The organism is Pseudomonas sp. MDV22-iso1, from assembly GCF_058145095.1.
Genome location: NZ_JBYVMF010000022.1, coordinates 67,152 through 89,832 on the forward strand (window position 1 = coordinate 67,152; position 22,681 = coordinate 89,832).

General features: G+C 57.6%; 24 protein-coding genes. 8 read left to right on the forward strand and 16 right to left on the reverse strand.

Annotated features, from left to right (window positions below; all coding sequences use genetic code 11):
- Window positions 1-122: 122 nt before the first annotated feature.
- Window positions 123-665: a GspH/FimT family pseudopilin gene (locus tag AC3ZVB_RS22235; RefSeq protein ID WP_490147754.1), complete on the forward strand. Its 543-nt coding sequence runs from the start codon at window positions 123-125 to the stop codon at window positions 663-665.
- On the opposite strand, the gene ispH is transcribed toward AC3ZVB_RS22235, so the two are convergent.
- The 5 genes from ispH to ribF form a co-directional block, all read right to left on the reverse strand.
- Window positions 642-1,589, reverse strand: coding sequence for a 4-hydroxy-3-methylbut-2-enyl diphosphate reductase (ispH, locus tag AC3ZVB_RS22240; protein ID WP_162437786.1), 948 nt, complete (start codon window positions 1,587-1,589; stop codon window positions 642-644). The genes AC3ZVB_RS22235 and ispH overlap by 24 nt on opposite strands.
- A 234-nt stretch (window positions 1,590-1,823) precedes the next feature.
- Entirely contained in the window at window positions 1,824-2,276 is a 453-nt protein-coding gene (gene fkpB / locus AC3ZVB_RS22245; RefSeq protein WP_490147755.1) for an FKBP-type peptidyl-prolyl cis-trans isomerase, read from the reverse strand.
- Entirely contained in the window at window positions 2,269-2,781 is a 513-nt protein-coding gene (gene lspA, locus AC3ZVB_RS22250) for a signal peptidase II (protein ID WP_162437784.1), read from the reverse strand. The genes fkpB and lspA overlap by 8 nt, the downstream gene beginning before the upstream one ends.
- Entirely contained in the window at window positions 2,774-5,605 is a 2,832-nt protein-coding gene (gene ileS, locus AC3ZVB_RS22255; protein ID WP_490147756.1) for an isoleucine--tRNA ligase, read from the reverse strand. The genes lspA and ileS overlap by 8 nt, the downstream gene beginning before the upstream one ends.
- Window positions 5,606-6,556 carry a bifunctional riboflavin kinase/FAD synthetase gene (ribF, locus tag AC3ZVB_RS22260; RefSeq protein ID WP_490147757.1) on the reverse strand — a complete coding sequence of 317 codons (951 nt, stop codon included), beginning with the start codon at window positions 6,554-6,556 and terminating at the stop codon, window positions 5,606-5,608. It lies immediately after the preceding gene.
- Between ribF and AC3ZVB_RS22265 the strand changes: the two genes are divergently transcribed.
- The gene (locus AC3ZVB_RS22265; protein WP_162437760.1) at window positions 6,464-6,682 is read left to right on the forward strand and encodes a hypothetical protein; all 219 of its coding nucleotides are present in this window, start codon (window positions 6,464-6,466) and stop codon (window positions 6,680-6,682) included. The two genes, ribF and AC3ZVB_RS22265, sit on opposite strands and share 93 nt — an antisense overlap.
- Window positions 6,683-6,685: 3 nt before the next feature.
- Here AC3ZVB_RS22265 and murJ read toward each other — a convergent pair whose 3' ends face one another.
- A complete protein-coding gene (gene murJ, locus AC3ZVB_RS22270; RefSeq protein WP_162437781.1) occupies window positions 6,686-8,224 on the reverse strand; it encodes a murein biosynthesis integral membrane protein MurJ in 1,539 nt (512 codons plus the stop codon).
- A gap of 252 nt (window positions 8,225-8,476) precedes the next feature.
- On the opposite strand from murJ, the gene rpsT reads away from it, so the two are divergent.
- Window positions 8,477-8,755: a 30S ribosomal protein S20 gene (rpsT, locus tag AC3ZVB_RS22275; protein ID WP_008154937.1), complete on the forward strand. Its 279-nt coding sequence runs from the start codon at window positions 8,477-8,479 to the stop codon at window positions 8,753-8,755.
- Window positions 8,756-8,940: 185 nt separating this feature from the next.
- Here the strand turns inward: rpsT and AC3ZVB_RS22280 are convergent, their stop codons facing one another.
- From AC3ZVB_RS22280 to rplU, 5 genes are all read right to left on the reverse strand, one after another.
- Window positions 8,941-9,405: a CreA family protein gene (locus AC3ZVB_RS22280; protein WP_150701499.1), complete on the reverse strand. Its 465-nt coding sequence runs from the start codon at window positions 9,403-9,405 to the stop codon at window positions 8,941-8,943.
- Between the two features lie 12 nt (window positions 9,406-9,417).
- Window positions 9,418-10,536: a glutamate 5-kinase gene (gene proB / locus AC3ZVB_RS22285; protein ID WP_162437843.1), complete on the reverse strand. Its 1,119-nt coding sequence runs from the start codon at window positions 10,534-10,536 to the stop codon at window positions 9,418-9,420.
- A 137-nt stretch (window positions 10,537-10,673) separates the two neighbouring features.
- Window positions 10,674-11,897, reverse strand: a complete 1,224-nt coding sequence (cgtA, locus tag AC3ZVB_RS22290; RefSeq protein WP_162437780.1) for an Obg family GTPase CgtA — start codon at window positions 11,895-11,897, stop codon at window positions 10,674-10,676.
- Window positions 11,898-12,090: 193 nt separating this feature from the next.
- Window positions 12,091-12,348, reverse strand: a complete 258-nt coding sequence (gene rpmA, locus AC3ZVB_RS22295; RefSeq protein ID WP_003176049.1) for a 50S ribosomal protein L27 — start codon at window positions 12,346-12,348, stop codon at window positions 12,091-12,093.
- 34 nt (window positions 12,349-12,382) lie between these two features.
- Window positions 12,383-12,697 (reverse strand): 50S ribosomal protein L21, encoded by a 315-nt coding sequence (gene rplU / locus AC3ZVB_RS22300; RefSeq protein WP_003176051.1) that lies wholly within the window; start codon window positions 12,695-12,697, stop codon window positions 12,383-12,385.
- Between the two features lie 240 nt (window positions 12,698-12,937).
- On the opposite strand from rplU, the gene AC3ZVB_RS22305 reads away from it, so the two are divergent.
- The 3 genes from AC3ZVB_RS22305 (at window position 12,938) to AC3ZVB_RS22315 (ending at window position 14,868) form a co-directional block, all read left to right on the forward strand.
- Window positions 12,938-13,906 carry a polyprenyl synthetase family protein gene (locus AC3ZVB_RS22305; protein WP_490147758.1) on the forward strand — a complete coding sequence of 323 codons (969 nt, stop codon included), beginning with the start codon at window positions 12,938-12,940 and terminating at the stop codon, window positions 13,904-13,906.
- Window positions 13,907-14,060: 154 nt separating this feature from the next.
- Entirely contained in the window at window positions 14,061-14,402 is a 342-nt protein-coding gene (locus tag AC3ZVB_RS22310) for a zinc ribbon domain-containing protein YjdM (protein WP_162437778.1), read from the forward strand.
- Window positions 14,403-14,610: 208 nt separating this feature from the next.
- Window positions 14,611-14,868, forward strand: a complete 258-nt coding sequence (locus AC3ZVB_RS22315) for a PA4570 family protein (protein WP_162437777.1) — start codon at window positions 14,611-14,613, stop codon at window positions 14,866-14,868.
- Window positions 14,869-14,998: 130 nt separating this feature from the next.
- On the opposite strand, the gene bamJ is transcribed toward AC3ZVB_RS22315, so the two are convergent.
- The 3 genes from bamJ to AC3ZVB_RS22330 all read right to left on the reverse strand — a co-directional run bounded on the left by bamJ (window position 14,999) and on the right by AC3ZVB_RS22330 (window position 16,742).
- A complete protein-coding gene (bamJ, locus tag AC3ZVB_RS22320; protein ID WP_162437776.1) occupies window positions 14,999-15,616 on the reverse strand; it encodes a BamJ family beta-barrel-assembly machinery protein in 618 nt (205 codons plus the stop codon).
- 121 nt (window positions 15,617-15,737) lie between these two features.
- Window positions 15,738-16,049 (reverse strand): DUF6482 family protein, encoded by a 312-nt coding sequence (locus tag AC3ZVB_RS22325; RefSeq protein WP_194692804.1) that lies wholly within the window; start codon window positions 16,047-16,049, stop codon window positions 15,738-15,740.
- Window positions 16,050-16,253: 204 nt separating this feature from the next.
- Window positions 16,254-16,742, reverse strand: a complete 489-nt coding sequence (locus tag AC3ZVB_RS22330) for a TIGR00645 family protein (RefSeq protein ID WP_033054284.1) — start codon at window positions 16,740-16,742, stop codon at window positions 16,254-16,256.
- 159 nt (window positions 16,743-16,901) lie between these two features.
- Between AC3ZVB_RS22330 and AC3ZVB_RS22335 the strand changes: the two genes are divergently transcribed.
- The gene (locus AC3ZVB_RS22335) at window positions 16,902-18,731 is read left to right on the forward strand and encodes a hypothetical protein (RefSeq protein ID WP_490147759.1); all 1,830 of its coding nucleotides are present in this window, start codon (window positions 16,902-16,904) and stop codon (window positions 18,729-18,731) included.
- 18 nt (window positions 18,732-18,749) lie between these two features.
- Here the strand turns inward: AC3ZVB_RS22335 and AC3ZVB_RS22340 are convergent, their stop codons facing one another.
- Window positions 18,750-19,091, reverse strand: coding sequence for a PA4575 family protein (locus AC3ZVB_RS22340; protein WP_162437773.1), 342 nt, complete (start codon window positions 19,089-19,091; stop codon window positions 18,750-18,752).
- A 290-nt stretch (window positions 19,092-19,381) separates the two neighbouring features.
- A complete protein-coding gene (locus AC3ZVB_RS22345) occupies window positions 19,382-21,820 on the reverse strand; it encodes a Lon protease family protein (RefSeq protein WP_490147760.1) in 2,439 nt (812 codons plus the stop codon).
- A gap of 274 nt (window positions 21,821-22,094) precedes the next feature.
- On the opposite strand from AC3ZVB_RS22345, the gene AC3ZVB_RS22350 reads away from it, so the two are divergent.
- Window positions 22,095-22,583: a DUF3015 domain-containing protein gene (locus AC3ZVB_RS22350; RefSeq protein ID WP_162437771.1), complete on the forward strand. Its 489-nt coding sequence runs from the start codon at window positions 22,095-22,097 to the stop codon at window positions 22,581-22,583.
- Window positions 22,584-22,681 lie beyond the last annotated feature (98 nt).

Below are 22,681 nucleotides of genomic sequence, written 5' to 3' on the forward strand. Positions count from 1 at the left end.
TCCGTTGCCGTCGGCTATACCTGCTGTTACACGCTAGAGCATTCAGCCGGCAGATGTAGGGTTGTTTTGCCATTAGTCGCGCTCGAATGTGCGTGTCACCACACTCCAGGGAGGGAGATGTCATGCGCCAGCAAGGTTTCAGCCTGATCGAACTGCTTATGGGACTGACGATTGCCGGGATTGTTCTGTCGCTGGTCAGTCCGGCGTTCGCAGCACTTACCGAATCGAACCAACGCGAAGAAGCGGCGAAGAGTTTGGTCGCCGGTGTACGCAGCGCGCGAAGCGAGGCGATCACGCGCAATCAGACAGTGATGATTCACGGCATCAATGGCGATTGGAGCCAGGGGTGGCGAATCATTGTGGATGTCAGCGGCAAGGGGTATGAGGACAGCGACAATCCGGTGTTGATCGAGCGTCAAAGTGGCATTGGCGCGCCGATTGTCGGCAACACGCATGTTACGACATCCATACGATTCACCGGTCTTGGCAGACCAGCAAGTAGAGGATTTCAAAATGGAACATTACATGTGTGTGCAATCAGCGAGCCGGTAAGCCAACACCAGGTGGTGCTGGCTTCCAACGGCCGCGTCAGCCTGCGCAGTGATAAAACTGCACAGACGTTATGCGTGGGAGGAGAAAATTCAGAGAAGGGAACGGACGCGTAATTCCTTGGGCATGGAGAACGTGATGTTTTCCTCGCGCCCGGCCAATTCATCGGCACCGGTAGCACCCCACGCCTGCAACTGCTGGATCACACCACGCACCAGTACTTCCGGTGCGGAGGCGCCGGCAGTAATGCCGATCCGCTCGACACCGTCGAACCAGCTCTTTTGCAGGTCTTCGGCGCCGTCGATCAAGTAGGCCGGAGTCGCCATGCGTTCAGCCAGTTCACGCAGGCGATTGGAGTTGGAGCTGTTAGGGCTGCCGACTACCAACACCACGTCACATTCATCAGCCAATTGCTTGACCGCGTCCTGCCGGTTTTGCGTGGCGTAGCAGATGTCGTCCTTGCGTGGACCACCGATCGCCGGGAAACGCGCACGCAGAGCGTCAATGACACGACTGGTATCGTCCATGGAGAGCGTGGTCTGGGTCACGAACGCGAGCCTTTCAGGATTGCTCACTTGCAGCGCGGCGACATCTTTTTCGTCTTCGACCAGGTAGATCGCACCACCATTGCTGCCATCGTACTGACCCATGGTGCCTTCGACTTCCGGGTGACCGGCGTGGCCGATGAGGATGCATTCGCGCCCGTCACGGCTGTAGCGCGCGACTTCGATGTGCACCTTGGTCACCAGCGGGCACGTTGCGTCGAACACCTTCAGGCCGCGGCCAGCGGCTTCGGTACGGACCGCCTGGGAGACGCCGTGGGCACTGAAGATCACGATGACGTCATCCGGCACCTGATCCAGTTCTTCGACGAAGATTGCCCCGCGAGCCCGCAGGTCTTCAACGACGAATTTGTTATGCACCACTTCGTGGCGCACATAGATCGGCGGCCCGAAAACTTCCAGGGCGCGGTTGACGATTTCGATCGCCCGGTCCACACCGGCGCAGAAGCCACGGGGATTGGCGAGTTTGATTTGCATGCTGTGCCTCGTGTCTTGCGCGCAAGAAATAGCGAAAACAGTGAAAAATCTACTGTGGGAACAAGCCTGCTGTGGCGAGGGGATTTAGCGAAACGTCGCACCGCCCCGTTAGGGTGCGAAGCGACCCTAAACCCAACCACCACGGTCTTGAATGAGAACGGGGTGCCTTATTTACGATTGCTTCGCTATCGAACGGGGATAAATCCACTCGCCACAAAGGCTTGTTACCACAATTTACAGCGATGTGACGCTGATGATCTCAACGTCAAACGTCAATGTCTTGCCAGCCAACGGATGATTGAAGTCGATGGTCACCTGCTCATCATCGAACTCTTTCACCACGCCCGGCAACTCGGTATTCGCCGCATCGTTAAAGATCACCAACAAGCCCGGAGACAGGTCCATGCCCTGGAACTGCGAGCGCGGGATGATCTGCACATTCTGCGGGTTGGGCTGGCCAAACGCGTTTTCCGGCGCAATCGCCAGCGTACGCTTGTCGCCCGCCTTGAAGCCAAACAGTGCTGCTTCGAACCCTGGCAACAGGTTGCCATCACCGACCTTGAAGGTCGCCGGGGCTTTGTCGAAGGTGCTGTCGACAGTGTCGCCGTTCTCCAGGCGCAGTGCGAAGTGCAAGGTGACTTCCGTGTTCTGGCGGATGCGTTGCTCAGCCAATACGTGTTCAGTCATGAACGGCTTCTCCGGTCTTTTTACTTTTGAACATATCCAGTGCAAGCATCACGGCACCGACAGTAATAGCACTGTCGGCAAAGTTGAACGCCGGGAAATACCAGCGGTTCTGCCAATGCACCAGGATGAAATCGATCACATGGCCCAAGGCAATGCGGTCATACAGATTGCCCAGCGCGCCACCGAGCACCAGGGCCAGCGCAACCGCCAGCCAGGTTTCGTTGCGCCCCAGCCGCTTGAGCCAGACCACCAGCACGGCACTGACCACAATCGCGATCAACGCAAACAGCCAGCGCTGCCAGCCGGAGCTGTCGGCCAGGAAGCTGAACGCAGCGCCCGTGTTGTAGGCCAGGGTCCAGCTGAAGTAATCGGGGATCACCACGATTTGCTGGTACATGCTCAGCGAGCCTTCGAAGTAGAACTTGCTGGCCTGGTCAATGACCAGAACCAGCAAGCTCAACCAGAGCCAGCTCAGTCGTCCGAAACGACCAACGCCATTAGGCATAGTGGCGAACCTCGCCAGCGCCGCTGATGTTGTCGACACAACGACCGCAGATTTCCGGATGCTCCGGGTTCACGCCAACGTCTTCACGGCAGTGCCAGCAACGGGCGCACTTGGCGAAGCTCGACTTGACCACTTTAAGCTTCAGACCGCTGACTTCGGTGACCACCGCGTCGGCCGGTGCCTGCACGAAAGGTGCAACGCTGGCGGTCGAGGTGATCAGCACAAAGCGCAGTTCGTTGCTCAGCTTGGCCAGGTCGGCGCTCAACGCCTCTTCGGCAAACAGCGTGACTTCGGCTTGCAGGTTGCCACCGACAGCCTTGGCCGCGCGCTGGATTTCCATTTCCTTGTTGACCGCTACCTTCACCGCCATGATCCGCTCCCAATAGGCGCGGCCCAATTCAACATTTTCCGGCAACTCGGTCAGGCCTTCGTACCAGGTGTTGAGCATCACCGATTCGTTACGCTCGCCCGGCAGGTATTCCCACAGTTCATCAGCGGTGAACGCCAGGATCGGCGCGATCCAGCGCACCAGCGCTTCGGAGATGTGGTACAGCGCGGTTTGCGCTGAACGGCGAGCCTTGCTGTTGGCGCCAGTGGTGTACTGACGGTCCTTGATGATGTCGAGGTAAAAACCGCCCAGCTCCTGCACGCAGAAGTTATGGATCTTGGAGTAGACGTTCCAGAAGCGGTATTCGCCATAGTGCTCTTGCAGCTCGCGCTGCAGCAGCAAGGTACGGTCCACGGCCCAACGATCCAGTGCCAGCATTTCTTCGGCCGGCAGGATATCGGTGGCCGGGTTGAAACCGGTCAGGTTGGAAAGCAGGAAGCGAGCGGTGTTACGGATACGCCGGTAAGCGTCCGCGCTGCGCTGCAGAATCTGCTCGGAAACCGCCATTTCACCCGAGTAATCGGTGGAAGCCACCCACAGACGCATGATGTCGGCGCCCAGGGTGTCATTGACCTTTTGCGGCGCGATCACGTTACCCAGAGACTTGGACATCTTGCGGCCAGACTCGTCGACAGTGAAGCCGTGAGTCAGCAGTTCGCGGTATGGCGCGTGATTGTCGATTGCGCAACCGGTCAGCAGCGAGGAGTGGAACCACCCGCGGTGCTGGTCGGAGCCTTCGAGGTACAGGTCGGCACGCGGGCCGGTTTCGTGGCCCATCGGATGCGAACCGCGCAGGACGTGCCAATGCGTGGTGCCTGAATCGAACCAGACATCGAGGGTGTCACTGATCTTGTCGTACTGCGGCGCTTCGTCACCGAGCAGTTCGGCAGCGTCCATCTTGAACCAGGCTTCGATGCCTTCGACTTCTACGCGCTTGGCGACTTCTTCCATCAGTTCAACGGTACGTGGGTGCAGCTCGCCGCTTTCCTTGTTCAGGAAAAACGGAATCGGCACGCCCCAGTTGCGTTGACGGGAAATGCACCAGTCAGGACGGTTGGCGATCATCGAGTGCAGGCGCGCCTGGCCCCAGGCCGGCACAAACTTGGTCTCTTCGATCGCTTTGATTGCCCGCTTGCGCAGGGTTTCGCCAGTGGCAGGCTCTTTGTCCATGCCGATGAACCATTGCGCGGTGGCGCGATAGATCAGCGGAGTCTTGTGACGCCAGCAGTGCATGTAGCTGTGTTCGATGATGGTGGTGTGCAGCAGCGCACCGACCTCGGTCAGCTTGTCGACGATGGCCGGGTTGGCTTTCCAGATGAACTGGCCGCCGAAAAACTCCAGCGACGGAACGTAGACGCCGTTGCTCTGCACCAGATTGAGGATGTCATCGTTGACCATGCCGTATTTCTTGCAAGTCACGAAGTCGTCCACGCCGTAAGCCGGGGCGGAGTGAACCACGCCAGTGCCAGCGCCCAGCTCAACGTAGTCGGCCAGATATACGGGCGACAGGCGATCGTAGAACGGATGACGGAAGTTGATCAGTTCCAGCTCTTTACCGGTCGTGGTCGCGATGACCGAACCTTCCAGGCTGTAACGGGCCAGGCAAGACTCGACCAGCTCTTCAGCCAGCACCAGCAGCTTGTCGCCGACGTCGACCAGGGCGTAATTGAAATCCGGGTGTACGTTCAGCGCCTGGTTGGCGGGGATGGTCCACGGCGTGGTGGTCCAGATCACGATCGAAGCGGGCTTGGTCAGCGACGACAGACCGAAAGCCGCAGCCAGTTGGGCCTCGTCGGCAATCGGGAAGGCCACGTCGATGGTCGCAGACTTCTTGTTCTCGTACTCGACTTCAGCTTCGGCAAGAGCCGAGCCGCAGTCGAAGCACCAGTTCACTGGCTTCAAGCCCTTGAACACGAAGCCGCCCTTGACGATTTCCGCCAGGGCACGGATTTCACCCGCCTCGTTTTTGAAGTCCATGGTCTTGTACGGATTGGCAAAGTCGCCCAACACGCCGAGACGGATGAATTCGGATTTCTGACCTTCGATCTGCTCGGTGGCGTAGGCACGGCACAGTTCGCGGGTTTTATCCGCACCCAGGTTCTTGCCGTGGGTCACTTCGACTTTGTGCTCGATCGGCAGGCCGTGGCAGTCCCATCCCGGAACATAAGGCGCATCGAAACCCGACAGGGTTTTCGAGCGGATGATCATGTCCTTGAGAATCTTGTTCAGTGCGTGACCGATGTGAATCGTGCCGTTGGCGTACGGAGGACCGTCGTGAAGCACGAACTTCGGACGATCCTTGCCAATTTCGCGCAACTTACCGTACAGGCCAATGCTGTCCCAGCGCTGCAGAATCTGCGGTTCGCGCTGAGGCAGGCCGGCCTTCATTGGGAAGGCGGTGTCCGGAAGGTTTAGCGTGGCTTTATAGTCGGTCATTTAAGGCTCTTCATTAGCGATTGGCGCTAGGTGCGACAGGGCACGGGCGGCGGCGACATCCGCATTGATCGCCGTCTTAAGCGCCTCCAGAGAGGCGAAACGCTGCTCTTCACGCAGCTTGTGGTGGAAAACCACCGTCAAACGCCGGTCATACAGATCGCCGGCAAAATCTAAAAGATGTACTTCGAGGTGAGCCTTGCCATCGCCCTGAACCGTTGGCCGCACGCCAATGTTGGCGACGCCAGGCCAGGTCTTGCCGTCGATATCGACATTGACCAGGTAAACACCGGTCAGTGGAACCCGACGACGCTTGAGCTGGATGTTGGCCGTGGGCGTACCCAATTGGCGCGCCAGCTTCTGACCATGCAATACCCGGCCGGCAATCCTGTAGGGACGCCCCAGCAGACGCTCGGCCAAGGCAAAATCAGCAGCGGCCAAGGCATTGCGAACCTGCGTACTGCTGACGCGAATACCGTCCAGTTCCACGGTTTGCGCCGCTTCTACGGTAAAGCCCTGCATGACGCCGGCCTGTTGCAGGAAATCGAAGTCCCCCACCCGGTCACAGCCGAAACGGAAGTCGTCACCGACCTCCAGGTGCTGAACGCCCAGGCCATCCACCAGAATAGTATCGACGAATTCGCTGGCGCTGAGCTTGCTCAGGCGTTGGTTGAAGGCCAGGCACAAAACGCGGTCTACGCCTTCGTCGGCCAGCAGCTGCAGTTTGTCTCGCAGCCGGGCCAGACGGGCTGGCGCCGTGTCCGGAGCGAAAAACTCTCGCGGTTGCGGCTCGAAAATGACCACGCAGCTGGGCACGCCCAACTCGAGCGCACGCTCACGGAGCCTCGCCAGGATTGCCTGGTGGCCACGGTGAACACCGTCAAAGTTGCCAATAGTGGCGACACAGCCCCGATGCTGGGGGCGCAGATTGTGGAGGCCTCGAACCAGCTGCATAACGCGCTTCTTGCTCATAAAGTGGTCGATTATAACCACACCCGGCGGCCGACGACAGGCAACACCGTAACCCAAAGTGATCGAGCCGACAAAAACACCGACTCGCCCGTGTTTATCGCGTCGTGACGTTCAACTCAACGCCTTGCGATTGAAGTCGCGTAAACGAAAGCCCATCAAAAACAGCATACCGAAATAGGCGATCACGCCAGCAGCGACCAAAGCCCCCAGACGCAGGAACCTTTCCAGCATGTGACCCTCGGCCCAGGCCGGCATGAAATGCATCCCTGCCAGTAAAACACCGGACATCACCAGCACGGCAATCACCAGCTTGAGACCGAACTTCCCCCAGCCGGGCTGAGGCTGATACATCTGTTGCTTACGCAGCTGATAAAAAAGCAGCCCGGCATTGATACAGGCACCCGCGCTGATTGCCAACGCCAGACCGGCATGTGCGAGCGGCCCGATCAGCACCAGATTGAACAACTGCGTCACGACGAGGGTAAAAATCGCGATTTTTACCGGTGTCCGGATGTTTTGTTGTGCGTAAAAGCCCGGCGCCAACACTTTAATCACGATGATTCCGAGCAAACCGACGGAATACGCAATCAAGGCCCGTTGAGTCATGGACGCATCAAAAGCGCTGAACTCGCCGTACTGGAACAACGAGACCGTCAGCGGTTCGGCGAGAATACCCAGCGCCAGCGAGCATGGCAGCACCAGCACGAAACACAGGCGCAGACCCCAATCGAGAATCCGCGAATACTCGTGACGATCCTTGCTGGCATAGGTCTTGGCCAGGGTTGGCAACAGAATCGTTCCTAACGCCACGCCCAACACACCGGATGGCAATTCCATGAGGCGGTCGGCGTAATACATCCAGGAAACGGAGCCTGCGACCAGGAACGAGGCGAAGATCGTGTTGATGATCAGCGAAATCTGGCTCACGGACACGCCGAGAATGGCCGGGAGCATCTGTTTCATCACCCGCCACACACCGGTGTCGCGCAGATTCAGGCGCGGCAGCACGAGCATGCCGATCTTTTTCAGGTGCGGCAGCTGATATAGCAACTGCGCCAGACCACCCACCAGAACTGCCCATCCGAGCGCCATGACCGGCGGATCGAAGTACGGCGTCAGGAACACCGCAAAAATAATCATGCTGACGTTGAGCAGTGTCGGCACGAAGGCCGGCACCGAGAAGCGGTTGTAGGTATTGAGGATCGCCCCGGCCAGTGATGACAGGGAGATGAGCAATATGTAAGGAAAGGTCACTCGCAAAAGGCTGGATGTGAGCTCGAATTTTTCCGGCGTAGTGGTGAACCCTGGCGCCGTCGCCCAGATAACCCACGGCGCGGCGATCATGCCCAACGCAGTGACCAGTGCGAGCACCAGCGTCAGCAGGCCGGAGACGTAAGCAATAAACGTTCGCGTCGCTTCTTCACCCTGCTGGCTTTTGTATTCCGCGAGAATTGGCACGAACGCCTGGGAAAATGCCCCCTCGGCGAAGATACGCCGCAACAGATTGGGCAATTTGAAGGCAATAAAGAAGGCGTCTGTCGCCATCCCTGCGCCAAAAGTACGTGCGATGAGCGTGTCACGAACGAACCCCAGAATCCTGGAAAGCATCGTGATAGAGCTGACGGCGGCCAACGATTTGAGCAGATTCATTGAAAGAGTTTGTGCCTGTCGATAAACAGCAGGCGAACAAAGCGCCTACTTATGCGATACTCCGCGCCGCAGCAGCACAGAGCCAAAGCTCGCGAGTTTACAGGTCAAGCGCCGGAAATAAATATCCCGCCTCTTTATACCTACCACTTAGCGGAACGTCTCAACCGCCCTTGACAAGACAACAACTCATCGGCATGATTCGCGGCCTATTTTGTTTGCTATTTCCTAAAAAGTCTTTCGAGGAGCTCGACGGTGGCCAACACACCTTCCGCCAAAAAACGTGCAAAACAGGCTGAGAAGCGTCGCAGCCACAACGCCAGCCTGCGTTCCATGGTTCGTACCTACATCAAGAATGTAGTTAAAGCCATTGACGCAAAAGACGCTGAAAAAGCTCAAGCTGCTTACGTTCTGGCCGTGCCAGTTATCGACCGTATGGCCGATAAAGGCATCATCCACAAGAACAAGGCTGCTCGCCATAAGAGCCGCCTGAACGGTCACGTCAAGGCTCTGAACCTTGCTGTAGCCGCATAAGCGATAAGCTTGTTAAAAAACCGACCTCAGGGTCGGTTTTTTATTGCCTGCGATTTGGCAGACACCGCACAAAAAAATGTAGGAGTGAGCCTGCTCGCGATAGCGGGGCAACATTCAACACTGATGTCGACTGTTCCACCGCTATCGCGAGCAGGCTCACTCCTACAATTTGGATCTTCGTCAGATTACTGGACGTGCGCCCACGGCAGGATCGGAATAGCCGTTACCGCATTCTGTGGACTGCCTTCGATCAAGCGATCGCTGTAGACCAGGTACACCAGCGTATTGCGCTTCTTATCGAGGAACCGCACCACCTGCATGGTCTTGAACACTAGCGACGTGCGCTCCTTGAACACCTCGTCCCCGTCCTTGAGCTCCCCCTTGAAGCTGATAGGGCCGACCTGACGACAGGCAATGGACGCCTCAGCGCGATCTTCTGCCAACCCCAAACCACCCTTCACTCCTCCGGTCTTGGCACGCGACAGGTAACAAGTCACGCCCTCAACCTTAGGATCATCAAACGCCTCGACAACGATACGGTCATTCGGCCCGACAAATTTGAACACTGTCGATACCTGACCAATCTCTTCGGCTGAAGCCAGCAACGGCATCGCCAACAGCAGACCCAACAATCCTTTTGCCACGCGCATTCAGGTATTCCTTCAGACCAGAATCAGGTTATCGCGGTGAACCAGTTCAGGCTCCGCCATATAACCCAACAGACCGACAATCGCCTCAGACGACTGACCAATGATTTTTTGTGCTTCGAGCGCGCTGTAGTTCGCCAGGCCTCGGGCGATCTCACGACCATCCGGAGCCACGCACACCACCATCTCGCCACGACGGAAGCTGCCTTGAACCAGCTTGACGCCCACCGGCAGCAAACTCTTGTTGCCCTTGGACAACGCCGTTACCGCCCCCGCATCCAGCACCAGCGTGCCGCGGGTTTGCAGATGGCCGGCCAACCACTGCTTGCGCGCCGCCAGCATGCCGCGCTCAGGCGACAGCAAGGTGCCGATGCGCTCGCCCGCTTTCAGGCGATCCAGCACGCGCTCCAGGCGCCCACCCACAATGATGGTGTGAGCACCCGAACGAGCCGCCAGACGCGCAGCACGCAATTTGGTCTGCATACCACCACGCCCCAACGCACCACCTGTGCCACCCGCCACCGCATCCAGCGCCGGATCATCGGCGCGGGCCTCGTAAATCAGGTTGGCATCGGGATTGTTACGCGGATCGGCGTCGAACATGCCGTCGCGATCGGTGAGGATCACCAGCAGATCAGCCTCAACCAGGTTGGCCACCAGCGCCGCAAGCGTGTCATTGTCGCCAAAGCGGATTTCATCGGTGACGACGGTGTCGTTCTCGTTGATGACCGGAATCACTTTCAGCTCAACCAGTGCACGCAAGGTACTGCGGGCATTGAGGTAGCGCTTGCGATCGGACAAGTCGTCGTGCGTCAGGAGGATCTGCGCAGTGTGCCGGCCATGTTCGGCAAAGCTCGACTCCCACGCCTGCACCAGGCCCATCTGGCCGATTGCGGCAGCAGCCTGAAGCTCGTGCATCGCACTGGGTCGCACGCTCCAGCCCAGGCGGCTCATGCCGGCCGCCACCGCCCCGGAGGACACCAGCACCAGCTCGACACCCGCCTCATGCAAGGCCACCATCTGCTCAACCCAGACACTCATTGCCGCGCGATCCAGGCCTTTGCCGTCCGCCGTCAGCAAAGCGCTGCCGATCTTCACGACCCAACGCTGCGCACCTGTCACCTTGCTCCGCATCATCTTCAACCTTAGCTTGAGGACAGCGCGACCCAGCGCTGCCCGTGACGTTAATCGTGGTTATTCGTGACCCATGATCGATTTCCAGATACTAAAACGCCGCTCTGGTGAGCGGCGCTTAAGTTTATCGCAACGAATCAGTCACGCACGTAAATGATTTCCGGACCGTCTTCGTCATCCACATCTTCTTCATCCCAGTCATCGTCGCCGATGTCATGGACCGACTTCACGCCGCTGCGACGCAGAGCACGCTGATCATCCAGGGCTTGCAGCTGCGCACGGGCTTCGTCTTCGATACGCTGATCGAGTTCGGCCAATTCTTCCTTGTAAGCCGGGTCGTTCGCCAGGCGATCGGCACGGTCTTCCATGTAACGCATGATGTCGTGGCACAGACGCTCGGTACCGAGCTTGGAGATGGCCGAGATCACATAAACAGGACCAGTCCACTCCAGACGATCAACGATCTCCTTGACGCGAGCATCGTGCTCTTCTTCAAGGATCTGGTCGCACTTGTTCAGCACCAACCAACGATCACGCTCAGCCAGGGACGGGCTGAATTTGGTCAGCTCGCTGACGATCACTTCCGCAGCATCCGGCGCGCTTGCATCGTCCAGCGGCGCCATATCTACGAGATGCAACAGCAGGCGGGTACGCGACAAGTGCTTGAGGAAGCGAATCCCCAGGCCCGCACCATCGGAAGCGCCTTCAATCAGGCCCGGAATATCCGCGACCACAAAGCTTTTCCAGCGATCGACGCTGACCACACCCAGGTTCGGCACCAACGTGGTGAACGGGTAGTCGGCGACCTTCGGCTTGGCGGCCGAGACCGAACGAATGAAAGTACTTTTGCCAGCATTCGGCAAACCCAGCAGACCAACGTCCGCCAGGACCTTCATTTCCAGCTTCAGGTCACGCGCCTCACCCGGCTTACCCGGAGTGGTTTGACGCGGAGCGCGGTTGGTACTGGATTTGAAACGGGTGTTGCCCAGACCGTGCCAGCCACCATGAGCTACCAGCAGTTTCTGACCTGCCTTGGTCAGGTCGCCGATCACTTCCTGAGTGGCCGAGTCGATGACAGTAGTACCGACAGGAACCCGCAGTACCAGCTCTTCACCCTTCTTGCCGGTGCAGTCGGTGCTGCCGCCGTTGGAACCACGCTCGGCATCAAAGTGCCGGGTGTAACGGTAGTCCACCAGGGTGTTGAGGTTTTCGTCGGCGAGCATGTAGACCGAGCCGCCATCACCACCATCACCGCCGTTAGGGCCGCCGTTTTCAATGAATTTTTCGCGACGGAAGCTCATGCAACCGTTGCCGCCGTCACCGGCTTTTACTCGAATCGATACTTCATCAACAAACTTCATAACAAAACGCCTCTCGTCATACGGACGAGCCGAGAAAATCTAGACATAAGACTCTTGCAAAAATGAGCGCAGCGACCTCAATCAACGACCGCAAATCCAGCGCTGGAGCCCATTACAAACAGCTTTGCAAGAGACTCACCCCACAAACGAAAAAGCCCCGTCGCGAGACAGGGCTTTTCCAGCGATCGCGCAATTAAGCTGCGACAACGCTCACGTAACGGCGGTTGAACGCGCCCTTTACTTCGAACTTGATCACGCCTTCGATTTTCGCGAAGAGGGTGTGATCCTTACCCATGCCAACACCGTAACCGGCGTGGAATTGGGTGCCGCGCTGACGCACGATGATGTTGCCCGGAATGATTTTCTGGCCGCCATACATCTTAACGCCAAGGCGTTTGGCTTCTGAGTCGCGACCGTTACGGGTACTACCACCAGCTTTTTTGTGTGCCATGAGTCAATTCTCCTAGTGAGGAATTAGGCTGAAATTAAGCCTGAATACCGGTGATTTTGATCTCGGTGTACCACTGGCGGTGGCCCATACGCTTCATGTGGTGCTTACGACGACGGAACTTGATGATGCGGACTTTATCGTGACGACCTTGGGAGATCACTTCAGCCACAACGGTAGCGCCAGCAACAACTGGAGCGCCGATATTCACGTCGTCGCCATTGGCAACCAACAGAACGCGATCAAAAGTAACGGATTCGCCGGTAGCGATTTCCAGTTTTTCGATCTTCAGGTATTCACCTGGAGCAACTTTGTACTGCTTGCCACCAGTAACGATTACTGCATAAGACATGGTATTTCTCCGATAATCCTGCTCACCCAGCTCTTTATAAGAAGAGGTATTGGCTGGCATGGCTGCATTGGGCTGGAAGGCCCGATTGCAATTGCGTAAGGCAGGTGCTGCCCAGGAAGTTCAGGGTGCGCGATTGTACGCAAGCTGCTGAGGCGATGCAAGGGGCCGTCCATCGCGCCTTGACACCCGCCGACGTGGGTCCTAGCATGCCGCGCAACCCTTCTGGAGCAACTGTCGCTGATGCAACCCCAAGCTTTCTACCGCGCGGTGGCGGACGATTTTAGCGCCGTCGACGGCATCATCAAGAAGCAGCTGACTTCCCGAGTGCCGCTGGTTTCGAAAATCGGCGATTACATCACCTCGGCTGGCGGCAAACGCCTGCGTCCTTTATTAGTGTTGCTCTGCGGCAAGGCGCTGGGCCGTGAAGGCGATGACATGCGCCTGCTGGCCGCGACCATCGAATTCCTGCACACCGCCACCCTGCTGCATGACGACGTCGTCGACATGTCCGGCATGCGCCGTGGCCGCTCGACCGCCAACGCCATGTGGGGTAACGCCCCAAGCGTGCTGGTCGGCGACTTCCTGTATTCGCGCTCCTTTGAAATGATGGTCGAACTGGGCTCCATGCCAGTGATGAAGATCCTTTCGCAAGCGACCCGCATCATCGCCGAAGGCGAAGTGCTGCAGCTGTCGAAGGTGCGTGACGCGAGCACCACCGAAGAAACCTACATGGAAGTCATCCGCGGCAAGACCGCCATGCTCTTCGAAGCGTCCACCCACAGCGCCGCGGCCCTGGCCGGTGCGACGCCGGAACAGAGCGAGGCGTTGCGCACCTTCGGCGACCATCTCGGGGTCGCTTTCCAGCTGGTTGACGACCTCCTCGACTACAAGGGCGACGCGGAAACCCTGGGCAAGAACGTCGGTGACGATCTGGCCGAAGGCAAGCCGACCCTGCCACTGATCTACACCATGCGCGAAGGCACGCCGGAACAGGCGGCACTGGTGCGCAAGGCGATCCAGAAAGGCGGTATCGAAGACCTGGAAAGTATCCGCGAAGCTGTCGAAGCTTCAGGCTCGCTTGAGTACACCGCCCAGCTGGCGCGTGAATACGTGGCCCGCGCGATCAAATGCCTGGACGCGCTGCCCGCCAGCGAATACCGCGATGCGCTGGTCGAACTGAGTGAGTTTGCGGTCGCCCGCACGCACTAAGATCAAAAGATCGCAGCCTCCGGCAGCTCCTACAGGGTTTTGTGTTCACCTGTGAGAGCCGTCGGAAGCGGCGATCTTTTGCTATCCGCGCCCTCCTCGGCTAAAACCCTATATAATGTGCGCTTTTTAGCGGTCCTGAATTCAAGGAGCTTTAGTGAGCACGTTGCCACCCTGCCCAAAATGCAATTCCGAATACACCTATGAAGACGGCCAGCAGCTGATCTGCCCTGAGTGCGCCCATGAATGGTCCGCCAGTGGCGAAGCTGAAGCAGCGTCCGATGACGCCGTGAAGAAAGATTCGGTCGGCAATGTCCTGCAAGACGGTGACACCATCACCGTCATCAAGGACCTCAAGGTCAAGGGGACATCTCTGGTCGTCAAGGTGGGCACCAAGGTCAAGAACATCCGCCTGTGCGATGGCGACCATGATATCGACTGCAAAATCGACGGCATTGGCCCGATGAAACTCAAATCCGAGTTCGTCAGAAAAGTCTGAATCTGCTCCATACCATCCCGCGCCCGCGTGGGATGGTGCTTCATCCCTCCCCCAGCCTTTGCGCCTCTTCCCGTGCAATAGCAAAACGCCAGTCGTTTTGACCTTACGCAATCTTTACCCGGAAAAAAAAGCAAACCACCAATAGGTCCTTGCTATTTGATGAATAAGAATTATTCTCATTGAACCCCAATCAATGGAGATGAGAACCATGACTTATTTGATCGATGCCTGGCTGGACCGTCCACACCCATACCTGCGGATCCTGCATCGGGAGACCGGGGAAGTGTGTGCCGTACTTGAAGAGGAAGCCTTGAACGAGCTGCAGGATCAGGGTGACCTGGACGTCAACGGCTTGAGTTCCAGCGAGCCGATGGTGCTCAAGGAATTGGTGCGTAACCTGTTTCTATTCTGTTATGCCCGAGCGTTGCGCCCGGCAAATGAACTGCACCATAAACTCGAAATATGAAAAACACCGCAAACTCTGTAGGAGCGAGCTTGCTCGCGAAGAATTCAAAGGCACCGCGCTCATTCAGAATGGCCGCGTCATCGTTGACGTCCATCGCGAGCAAGCTCGCTCCTACAGGTAACCAGCGGCTTTACAGAACGTCGAGCAGCTCGACGTCAAACACCAGTACGCTGTGCGGCGGAATGCTGCCAACGCCTTGAGCGCCGTAAGCCAGCTCGCTCGGCACGTACAGACGCCATTTGCTACCGGCGTTCATCAGTTGCAGCGCCTCGGTCCAACCCGGGATAACGCCGCCCACCGGGAATTCAGCAGGCTGACCGCGCTCGTAGGAGCTGTCGAACACAGTGCCGTCGATCAGAGTGCCGTGATAGTGGGTGCGCACTTGATCTTCACGGGTTGGCTTGGCGCCATCACCTTGGGTCAGCACTTCAAATTGCAGGCCGGAAGCCAGGGTGGTGATGCCGTCACGCTTGGCGTTATCAGCCAGGAATGCCAGGCCTTCACCCGCCGCTGCTTCAGCTTTGGCTGCTGCTTCGGCTTGCATGACTTCACGAATGACTTTGAAGCTCGCGGACATCTCTTCCTGACCTACGCGGCTTTCCTTGCCGGCGAAGGCGTCGGTCAGACCCGCCAGGATCGCGTCCAGGCTAACGCCCGGCGGCGGGTTGTCGCGCAGTTGGTCGCCCAACTGGCGGCCGATACCGTAGCTGACGCGAGTTTCGTCGGTGGACAGATTTACTTCGGACATGACACTGCTCCGCTGTGCGGACGGCCCAGGAACATGCCGTGCTTGCACAGCGCATCCCGGAGCGCCCGGAACCAAAAGGGCCAGCAGACTAGCACAGATGCTATTGCGTTGATGAGAGGCGTCAGTTGTGCCATGCAGAACGAAAGGCGATCGGCACCTTCAGGCTTTCCTCGGCACTGGCACCCAGCCCGCACATCTCGTCATGCACCGAGGTGTGCACAAGGTTGAAAGGCAAGGCTGGAAAAGCGTGCAACACTTCACGCGCGTGTTCCACTGAGCGCAAGTGGAACATGCCACCGCTGGCATCGCTCAAGGGGTAGGCGGCACCGTGCATGCGCGCCTCCAACAGATAAATACCGCCTTCCAGCGATATCAGGTTCAGCTCATCGACCTTACCGGCGATGGCAAAGGCATTCAGCTCTTGCAGGTTCATGAACGCACCTCAGACAGTGGCGAACCAGGACCCTTACAGGCATATGCCTCGCCGCATCAAAGTACAAGCCATAAACCACACCGCTTGTCAGTTTCACACTTGTCTGTGGACCAAAGCTTGATCGCGATGGCATCCCTGCGGTTTGAAGTGAAACCGAATTGACCCTGATCGCGAGCAAGCTTTGCTCCTGCAGAACGGGGTGCGTCAGTGCTTGGTCAGCTTATCCAGATAACCCATGGCAAACGCCGAAATGACGAAAGTCATGTGAATGATCACGTACCACTTCAAATGCTCGGGATCGACGTTCTTGGCGTCCATGAAAATCCGCAGCAGGTGAATGGACGAAATCGCCACGATAGACGCCGCAACTTTCATCTTCAGGGAAGACGAGTCCATGGTGCCCAACCAGTTGAGCTTTTCCTTGTCGTCATCAATGTCCAGCTGGGAGACGAAGTTCTCGTAACCGGAAATCATCACCATCACCAGCAAACCACCCACCAACGCCATGTCGATCAGCGACAACAGCACCAGAATCAGATCCGATTCCGCCATGGAGAACACGTTAGGGATGACGTGAAACACTTCCTGGAAGAATTTCAGCGCTAACGCCAGCAGGCCGAGCGACAGGCCGAAGTAGATCGGCGCCAGCAACCAGCGGGAGGCGTACATTGCATTTTCGATAAAGCGTTCCATTGAATCTCACACAAGGGCTGGAAATGGCCGCGAGTATAACAGCCGCTCGTTACACCCAGAAACCGTCCGGAATCCGCAACCTGCGCGTTTGTCACAAGGTTTTTCTGCTAGTGTCCAAACTATTGACAGCCCAGCTGCAACGGACAGGAAGACTGGAAAATGGATGTGCGATTACCTTTAACGAGTGCCGGCATTTGCCTCGCCCTGCTGATGAGCGGTTGCTCGCCCAGCGATGAGAAACGCGAGATCAGCCTCGAAGAAAAGACTGCGCAATTCGAAAAATCACTGGATGCCATCCAGGATCCGAAGCTCAAGGGCGCCGTGGCCGAACTCGGCGGCTCCCTGCTGTTGCTCGAACGGGCGCAACTCAAGCTTGACAGCAAACCTGTGGAAACCGGATACAGCGACGATGCACTGGCCGTGCTCAAGCACTACCCCACCCCTCAGGCGCTGGTCGACACCTACATCTGCGGCCTGTTTGTGCTGCACAAGGATTCCAGCTCCGACTACCTGACCGATCTGCAGCCGGTGTTCCCGTTCAGTTTCAATATCCCCGACGCGTTTCTCTTCCCTCACGGCCTGGAATGGCAATCGGTAACCCTGAGCAATAAGCGCGTGATCCCATTCCAGCCAGAGTGGTCGGAAACCGACCCCGGCATCCAGTTGAGCCCCTCAAGCTCCAACCTGACCAATCCCGATGATCTGACGGTGACCTATCCCTTCATCGATGGCCTCGACGTCGAAAACAAAAATCAGCCGCAACCGGTGAGCCTGCAAGGCAAAGTTGAAGTGATTGCGCCACGCCGGCTGTACAGCTTTGACCTGACGAAAAAAGACGTCGGCCAGACACGCACCAATGACAACCTCAGCGTCAAGTTGCTGAAACTTGAAAACAACTACGCAGAGATCGAGTTCAACAACAGCGCGCCATTGGCACCCGAAGTAAACGAGACGCCAATTAATCCGCTGGTCGTTCAGGCGAAAGACACCACCGGGCAATTTCTCTCGCGCTCAGGGTCGATAAACGAAACCGCAGAGCAGATCGCTTTTTATCAAAAACAACTGGCACGCATGCAACAGCAGAAGGAGTGGAGCGAGGCGTTCGAAAAGCAGCTCGATGAAGAACAACGCGCCTTTGAAAAACAACAAACCCACCACTACTCCAAGGTGTATTTCAACGGGCCGATCGACACCCTCGAAGTCAACGTATTGGACTTCTCGGCTGCCACGGTCACCCGCAAGGACCTAAACCTGCCAGTTCGTCGGTTCGATTCACACACCACGGAAAAAACCATCCAGACGTTAAATCTCCCCGTGGTGGTCTATGACGACCAGGCGCCGACCTGGTTAAAAGGCGCGACGCTAAAAGAAGACCAGTTGAAGAAAGGTGTCAGCATCCGTCAGTCGGTCGAAGACCCAAGCGCGGCGCGCATCGAGTTCGATCATGCCAAAAGCTTCAATGACGAACTGCTCGGCAACTCCTTCAATCCCGGTGACAGCCCTGTCAGCTTTTTTACCGAAGACGGTCAAGGCAAACGCGATGAACCGATCGAACTGCCTCCTGAGGCTTACCAGGTCGATCCATTGCGCGGCACCATCACCTACGACCTGAATCTGTTTCCCGAGACGCCCGCGTACGTCGTGGGCTCGATGCCGCTATTCCTGGCCACCGTCGAGCAGAAAACCCTGGAGTCCCATCAACTGCCCAAAGGCCTTGAGCTCAAAGGCAACGCTCTGGTGGTCGATCTCAAGACTTATCCCGCCCAGGACTGGCGTTTCTTCGCCCGGGACGACAGCGGTAATTATTTGAAGGAAATTCTTTCAGTCAGCCATGATGCGAGCGCGGAAGGCCCGGCATTGGTAGGCGTGCATTATTTTTACGGGCGCCCCACCCGACTGGAAACCTATCAACGAACCGATCTCACCACCGTGCAATACGGTTTCGAGGTCAAGCTCGACAAGGCTGATACGTCCAGCCTTGCTCAATAGCTATCCCAATGACCGGATTCAATGATCAGGCCGGAACTCGAAACCACCGGGATTGCGGTTGCGACCGCCATTGATTTCCCGCAGCTGGGCCTGCAGATGCAGGCACCAGATTTGCGGGTCATCGGCCAGCTCGTAACCATGTAGCGTCAGGCTTTCAACGATGGTGTCGAGGATCGATTCGGCCACGAAAGGCCCATGAAACGGCCCTTGGGCTTTGATGGCTGAAGGTTGTTCGCCGGCCATTCCAGCGGCAAAAAGTAATGTCCACATGCCCGTATCCCCCGCCAGCGGGCGGATGGCACATTCGATCCGGGTCACAAGGCCCAGGCATTGACGGGTGAGGCAGAGGTTGCGCGACATGGCGGCGACCCTCGGTAGATCCGGTATTCAGCCCCCACGAGAAGGCTGTCTCGATCCAGTGATTACTGTCGATATCCTTGAGCTGAGAATAGAAGAAAAGTATGGCTAGCATGCCAACTGAGACCAGAAGGCGCCGAGCGGTCATTGTGTGAAGTTTGACGTCAGTTTGATGTCACTTTATGGCTTTCTGTTGGAGCCGAGCTTGCTCGCGATTTCGGACTTTCATTCAACCTGATGTTGAACGTTAATCCCTCATCGCGAGCAAGCTTTGCTCATACACGGGTTGTGGGTTACGCAGGCTTGGCCTCTACCAACGCCTCCAGCGCCGCTTCTTTTTCTGCTTCCTTCAGATCTTCTTCACTGATCATTTCCGCAATCACGCGCAAGCGCTCCACGACCCTCGCGTTGACACTGCCCTCAGGGAACTCGCCGTTCTCATCAGGTGCACCCGCCGGCTCGCCCACCAACAGGCTCAAGGCCTCATCGGCCTGCCGTACCGCGTACACATGGAACTGCCCGGCACGCACCGCGGCCAGCACCTTCTCGTCGAGCATCAGGGTCGCAACGTTCGCCTGGGGAATAATCGCGCCTTGCTCACCGGTCAAGCCGCGAGCTTCACAGAGCCGGAAGAAGCCTTCGATTTTCTCGTTGACCCCGCCCACCGCCTGCACTTCACCGAACTGGTTGATCGACCCGGTAATCGCAAAACACTGCTTGAGCGGCGTTTTCGACAAGGCCGAAATCAGTGTGCATGCCTCGCCCAGCGATGCACTGTCGCCATCCACGTAACCGTAGGATTGCTCCAGCGCGATACTCGCGGAAATCGCCAGCGGGAATTCCTGGGCATAACGACTGCCCAGGTAACCCGTGAGGATCATCACGCCTTTGGAGTGGATCGGTTGGCCCAGGTTGACCTCGCGCTCGATGTCGACGATACCGCTGCCACCCGGATACACGGTGGCGGAAATCCGCGCCGGCACACCGAATGCCGAGTCACCGACTTCCAATACGGTCAGCCCGTTACATTTGCCCACGGCCGCGCCATCGGTGTCGATCAGGATAATCCCGGCCAGCATGTCATCGAGAATCCGCGCCGAAACTCGCCCGGTGCGGGTCGCCTTGGCCTTGAGCGCACGTTCGATATGTCCGGCATCAGTCATTTCATCCGCCGCCAGGTGACGAATGAAATCCGCTTCGCTGACCAACTGGAACAGATCGCCGATACGCGCCGAAAGACGCCCCTGATGCTCAGCCAGACGCGCACTGTAGGTCGCCAGACGTGCCACCGCATCAGCGGTCAGCGGCGCCATGCCCTCCTCCGACGTTCGGGTTTTCAGCAACTGGGCGAACTGTTCCAGGCTCTCGTCGACCATCGGGATGTCTTCATCGAAATCCACCAGAACGCGGAACATCTCCTGGAAGTCCGGATCAAGGTCCTGCAGCGTGTAATACAACTGGCGAGCGCCAATGATGACGACTTTGACCTGCAACGGAATGTGTTGCGGGTTCAGCGTTACCGTGGCCAGACGGCCTAGCTCACCCAGCGGCGACTCCATCTTCAGCTTGCGCGATTGCAAGGCACGCTTGAGCGCATCCCACACGAACGGCTCGCTGAGCATCTTTTCCGCTTCAAGTATCAGGAAACCACCATTGGCCCGATGCAACGCACCCGGTCGCAGCTGGCGATACGTCGTGTAGAGCGCCCCTTGATCGGTGCTGTATTCGATGCGGCCGAACAGGTTTTCGTATGTCGGGTGCGGCTCGAACACCACCGGCGCACCGCCACTGGACGAATGCCCCACGACCAGGCTCGGCGCGTATTGCTCTTCCAGCATCTTGCGCGCCACGGCGTCGACTTTGCTGTCGTCCACCAGTTGCTCGACCACGGTCTTGAGCAGGTACACCTGCATCGCTTGCAGATAGCCGCAGACGGCCGCGTTCTCTGCGTATTTCTCCGACAACGGAGACAGCAAAGGCTGCAAGGCCAGGGTGATGGTTTCTTCGTTGAGCTGACGCAGTTGATTGCTCGACTCGCGCTTCCATTGCGGCAGGCTGGCGAGCTCTTCGTTCAGCCGCTCTTCCAGTCCAGAGATGTCGTCGTGGAAGCGTTCACGATCCGCCTCGGGCAGTTGCGCAAATTCCGCTTCATCCAGTGCCTTGCCTTCAGCCATCGGCGTGAACGCAATATTGCTGGCATCGCGGTAGAGCGCGACGTCCTTCTCCAGCGCCAGACGTTCGATGATGTCCAGTGCCTTGTCATAGCGCTGGTTGAAGGCGCGGTCGATGGCACTTTTCTTTTGCTGGTAGGACGGGTGTTCGAACACCGCCGGGAATGTCGCCAGCAAGTTGTCGATCAAAGCGTTGATGTCGCCGATAAACGCACCGGCAGTACCCGATGGCAATTCCAGCGCACGGGGCTCGCGCGGTTCGTCGAAATTATTGACGTAGACCCAGTCCGCCGGGGTCTGCAGGCGCTTGCCTTCGGCTTTCAGATAGCGTTTGACGAACGAGAACCGGCCAGTGCCGGGCTCACCCATGACAAAAACGTTGTAACCGGGGCGTGGCATGGCCACGCCGAACTGCAAGGCTTCGACCGCACGTTCCTGGCCGAGCACACCGCGGAAGGGCTCCAGATCATTGGTGGTAGAGAAGCTGAACTGTTCAGCGGAAAACGGACGGGTTAGCGCTTCAGGCGCTAGACGCAAGCTGGCAGCAACAGGATCAGGCATCGGGCTTCCTTACATCAGGCGGGGCAGATAGCGGCATTCTGGCGCTGCCCATACCCCACTTGCAAGGCGCGCCTATAGGCAAAGCATAGACAACCCGCCATCTCCAGGCGGGCCGGGTGAAAAACAGCGTTTAGATCAAATGTTTTGGAAAAAATCACGGAACCCTTGGAACGTGCCTAAACTCCAAATTGCGCGGCTGGAACAATAACCGGCCCACTGGCGCCAGATCGGGCCAGACCCTGTCCATTGGTATGCACATAAAGAGAACAAAGCTATGAAACGGATTCTTCTCGGTACTCTCTTCACCGCTGTATCCATCAACGCCATGGCTCAGGCGCCAGGCGGCCCGGATTGCGGTTGGGGCAACATGCTGTTCGAAGGTCAGCGTGGCACTCCGGCTCACTTCCTGGCATCCACCACCAACGGCACTTCCGGTAACGCAACGTTTGGTATGACATCCGGCACTAACGGTTGCTCGACCAACGCATCGCTGACCTATGGCGGCAAATCCTGGTTTGCCATGAATGGCATGATGAACGAGCTGTCCGAAGACATGGCCAAAGGTAACGGCGAAGCGCTGACTACCTATGCCGTGGTACTGGGCGTGGCGCCGGAAGACCGTGCGCACTTCGCTGCTGTGACTCACGAGCACTTCCAGCAAATCTTCAGCAAGGCTGACGTAACCGCTGAAGACGTGCATACCAACACCCTGGCCATCCTGAAATCCGATCCTCGTCTGGCCAAGTACGCAACTCAAGCTTAAGCTCGACCGACCCGCTCCTTTCGAGGAGCGGGTTTTATTTTTTGAACCTGGCTCTTTTTGGCCCGCACTTTTGGGTCTTTATTCTCGAATTCTAAGTT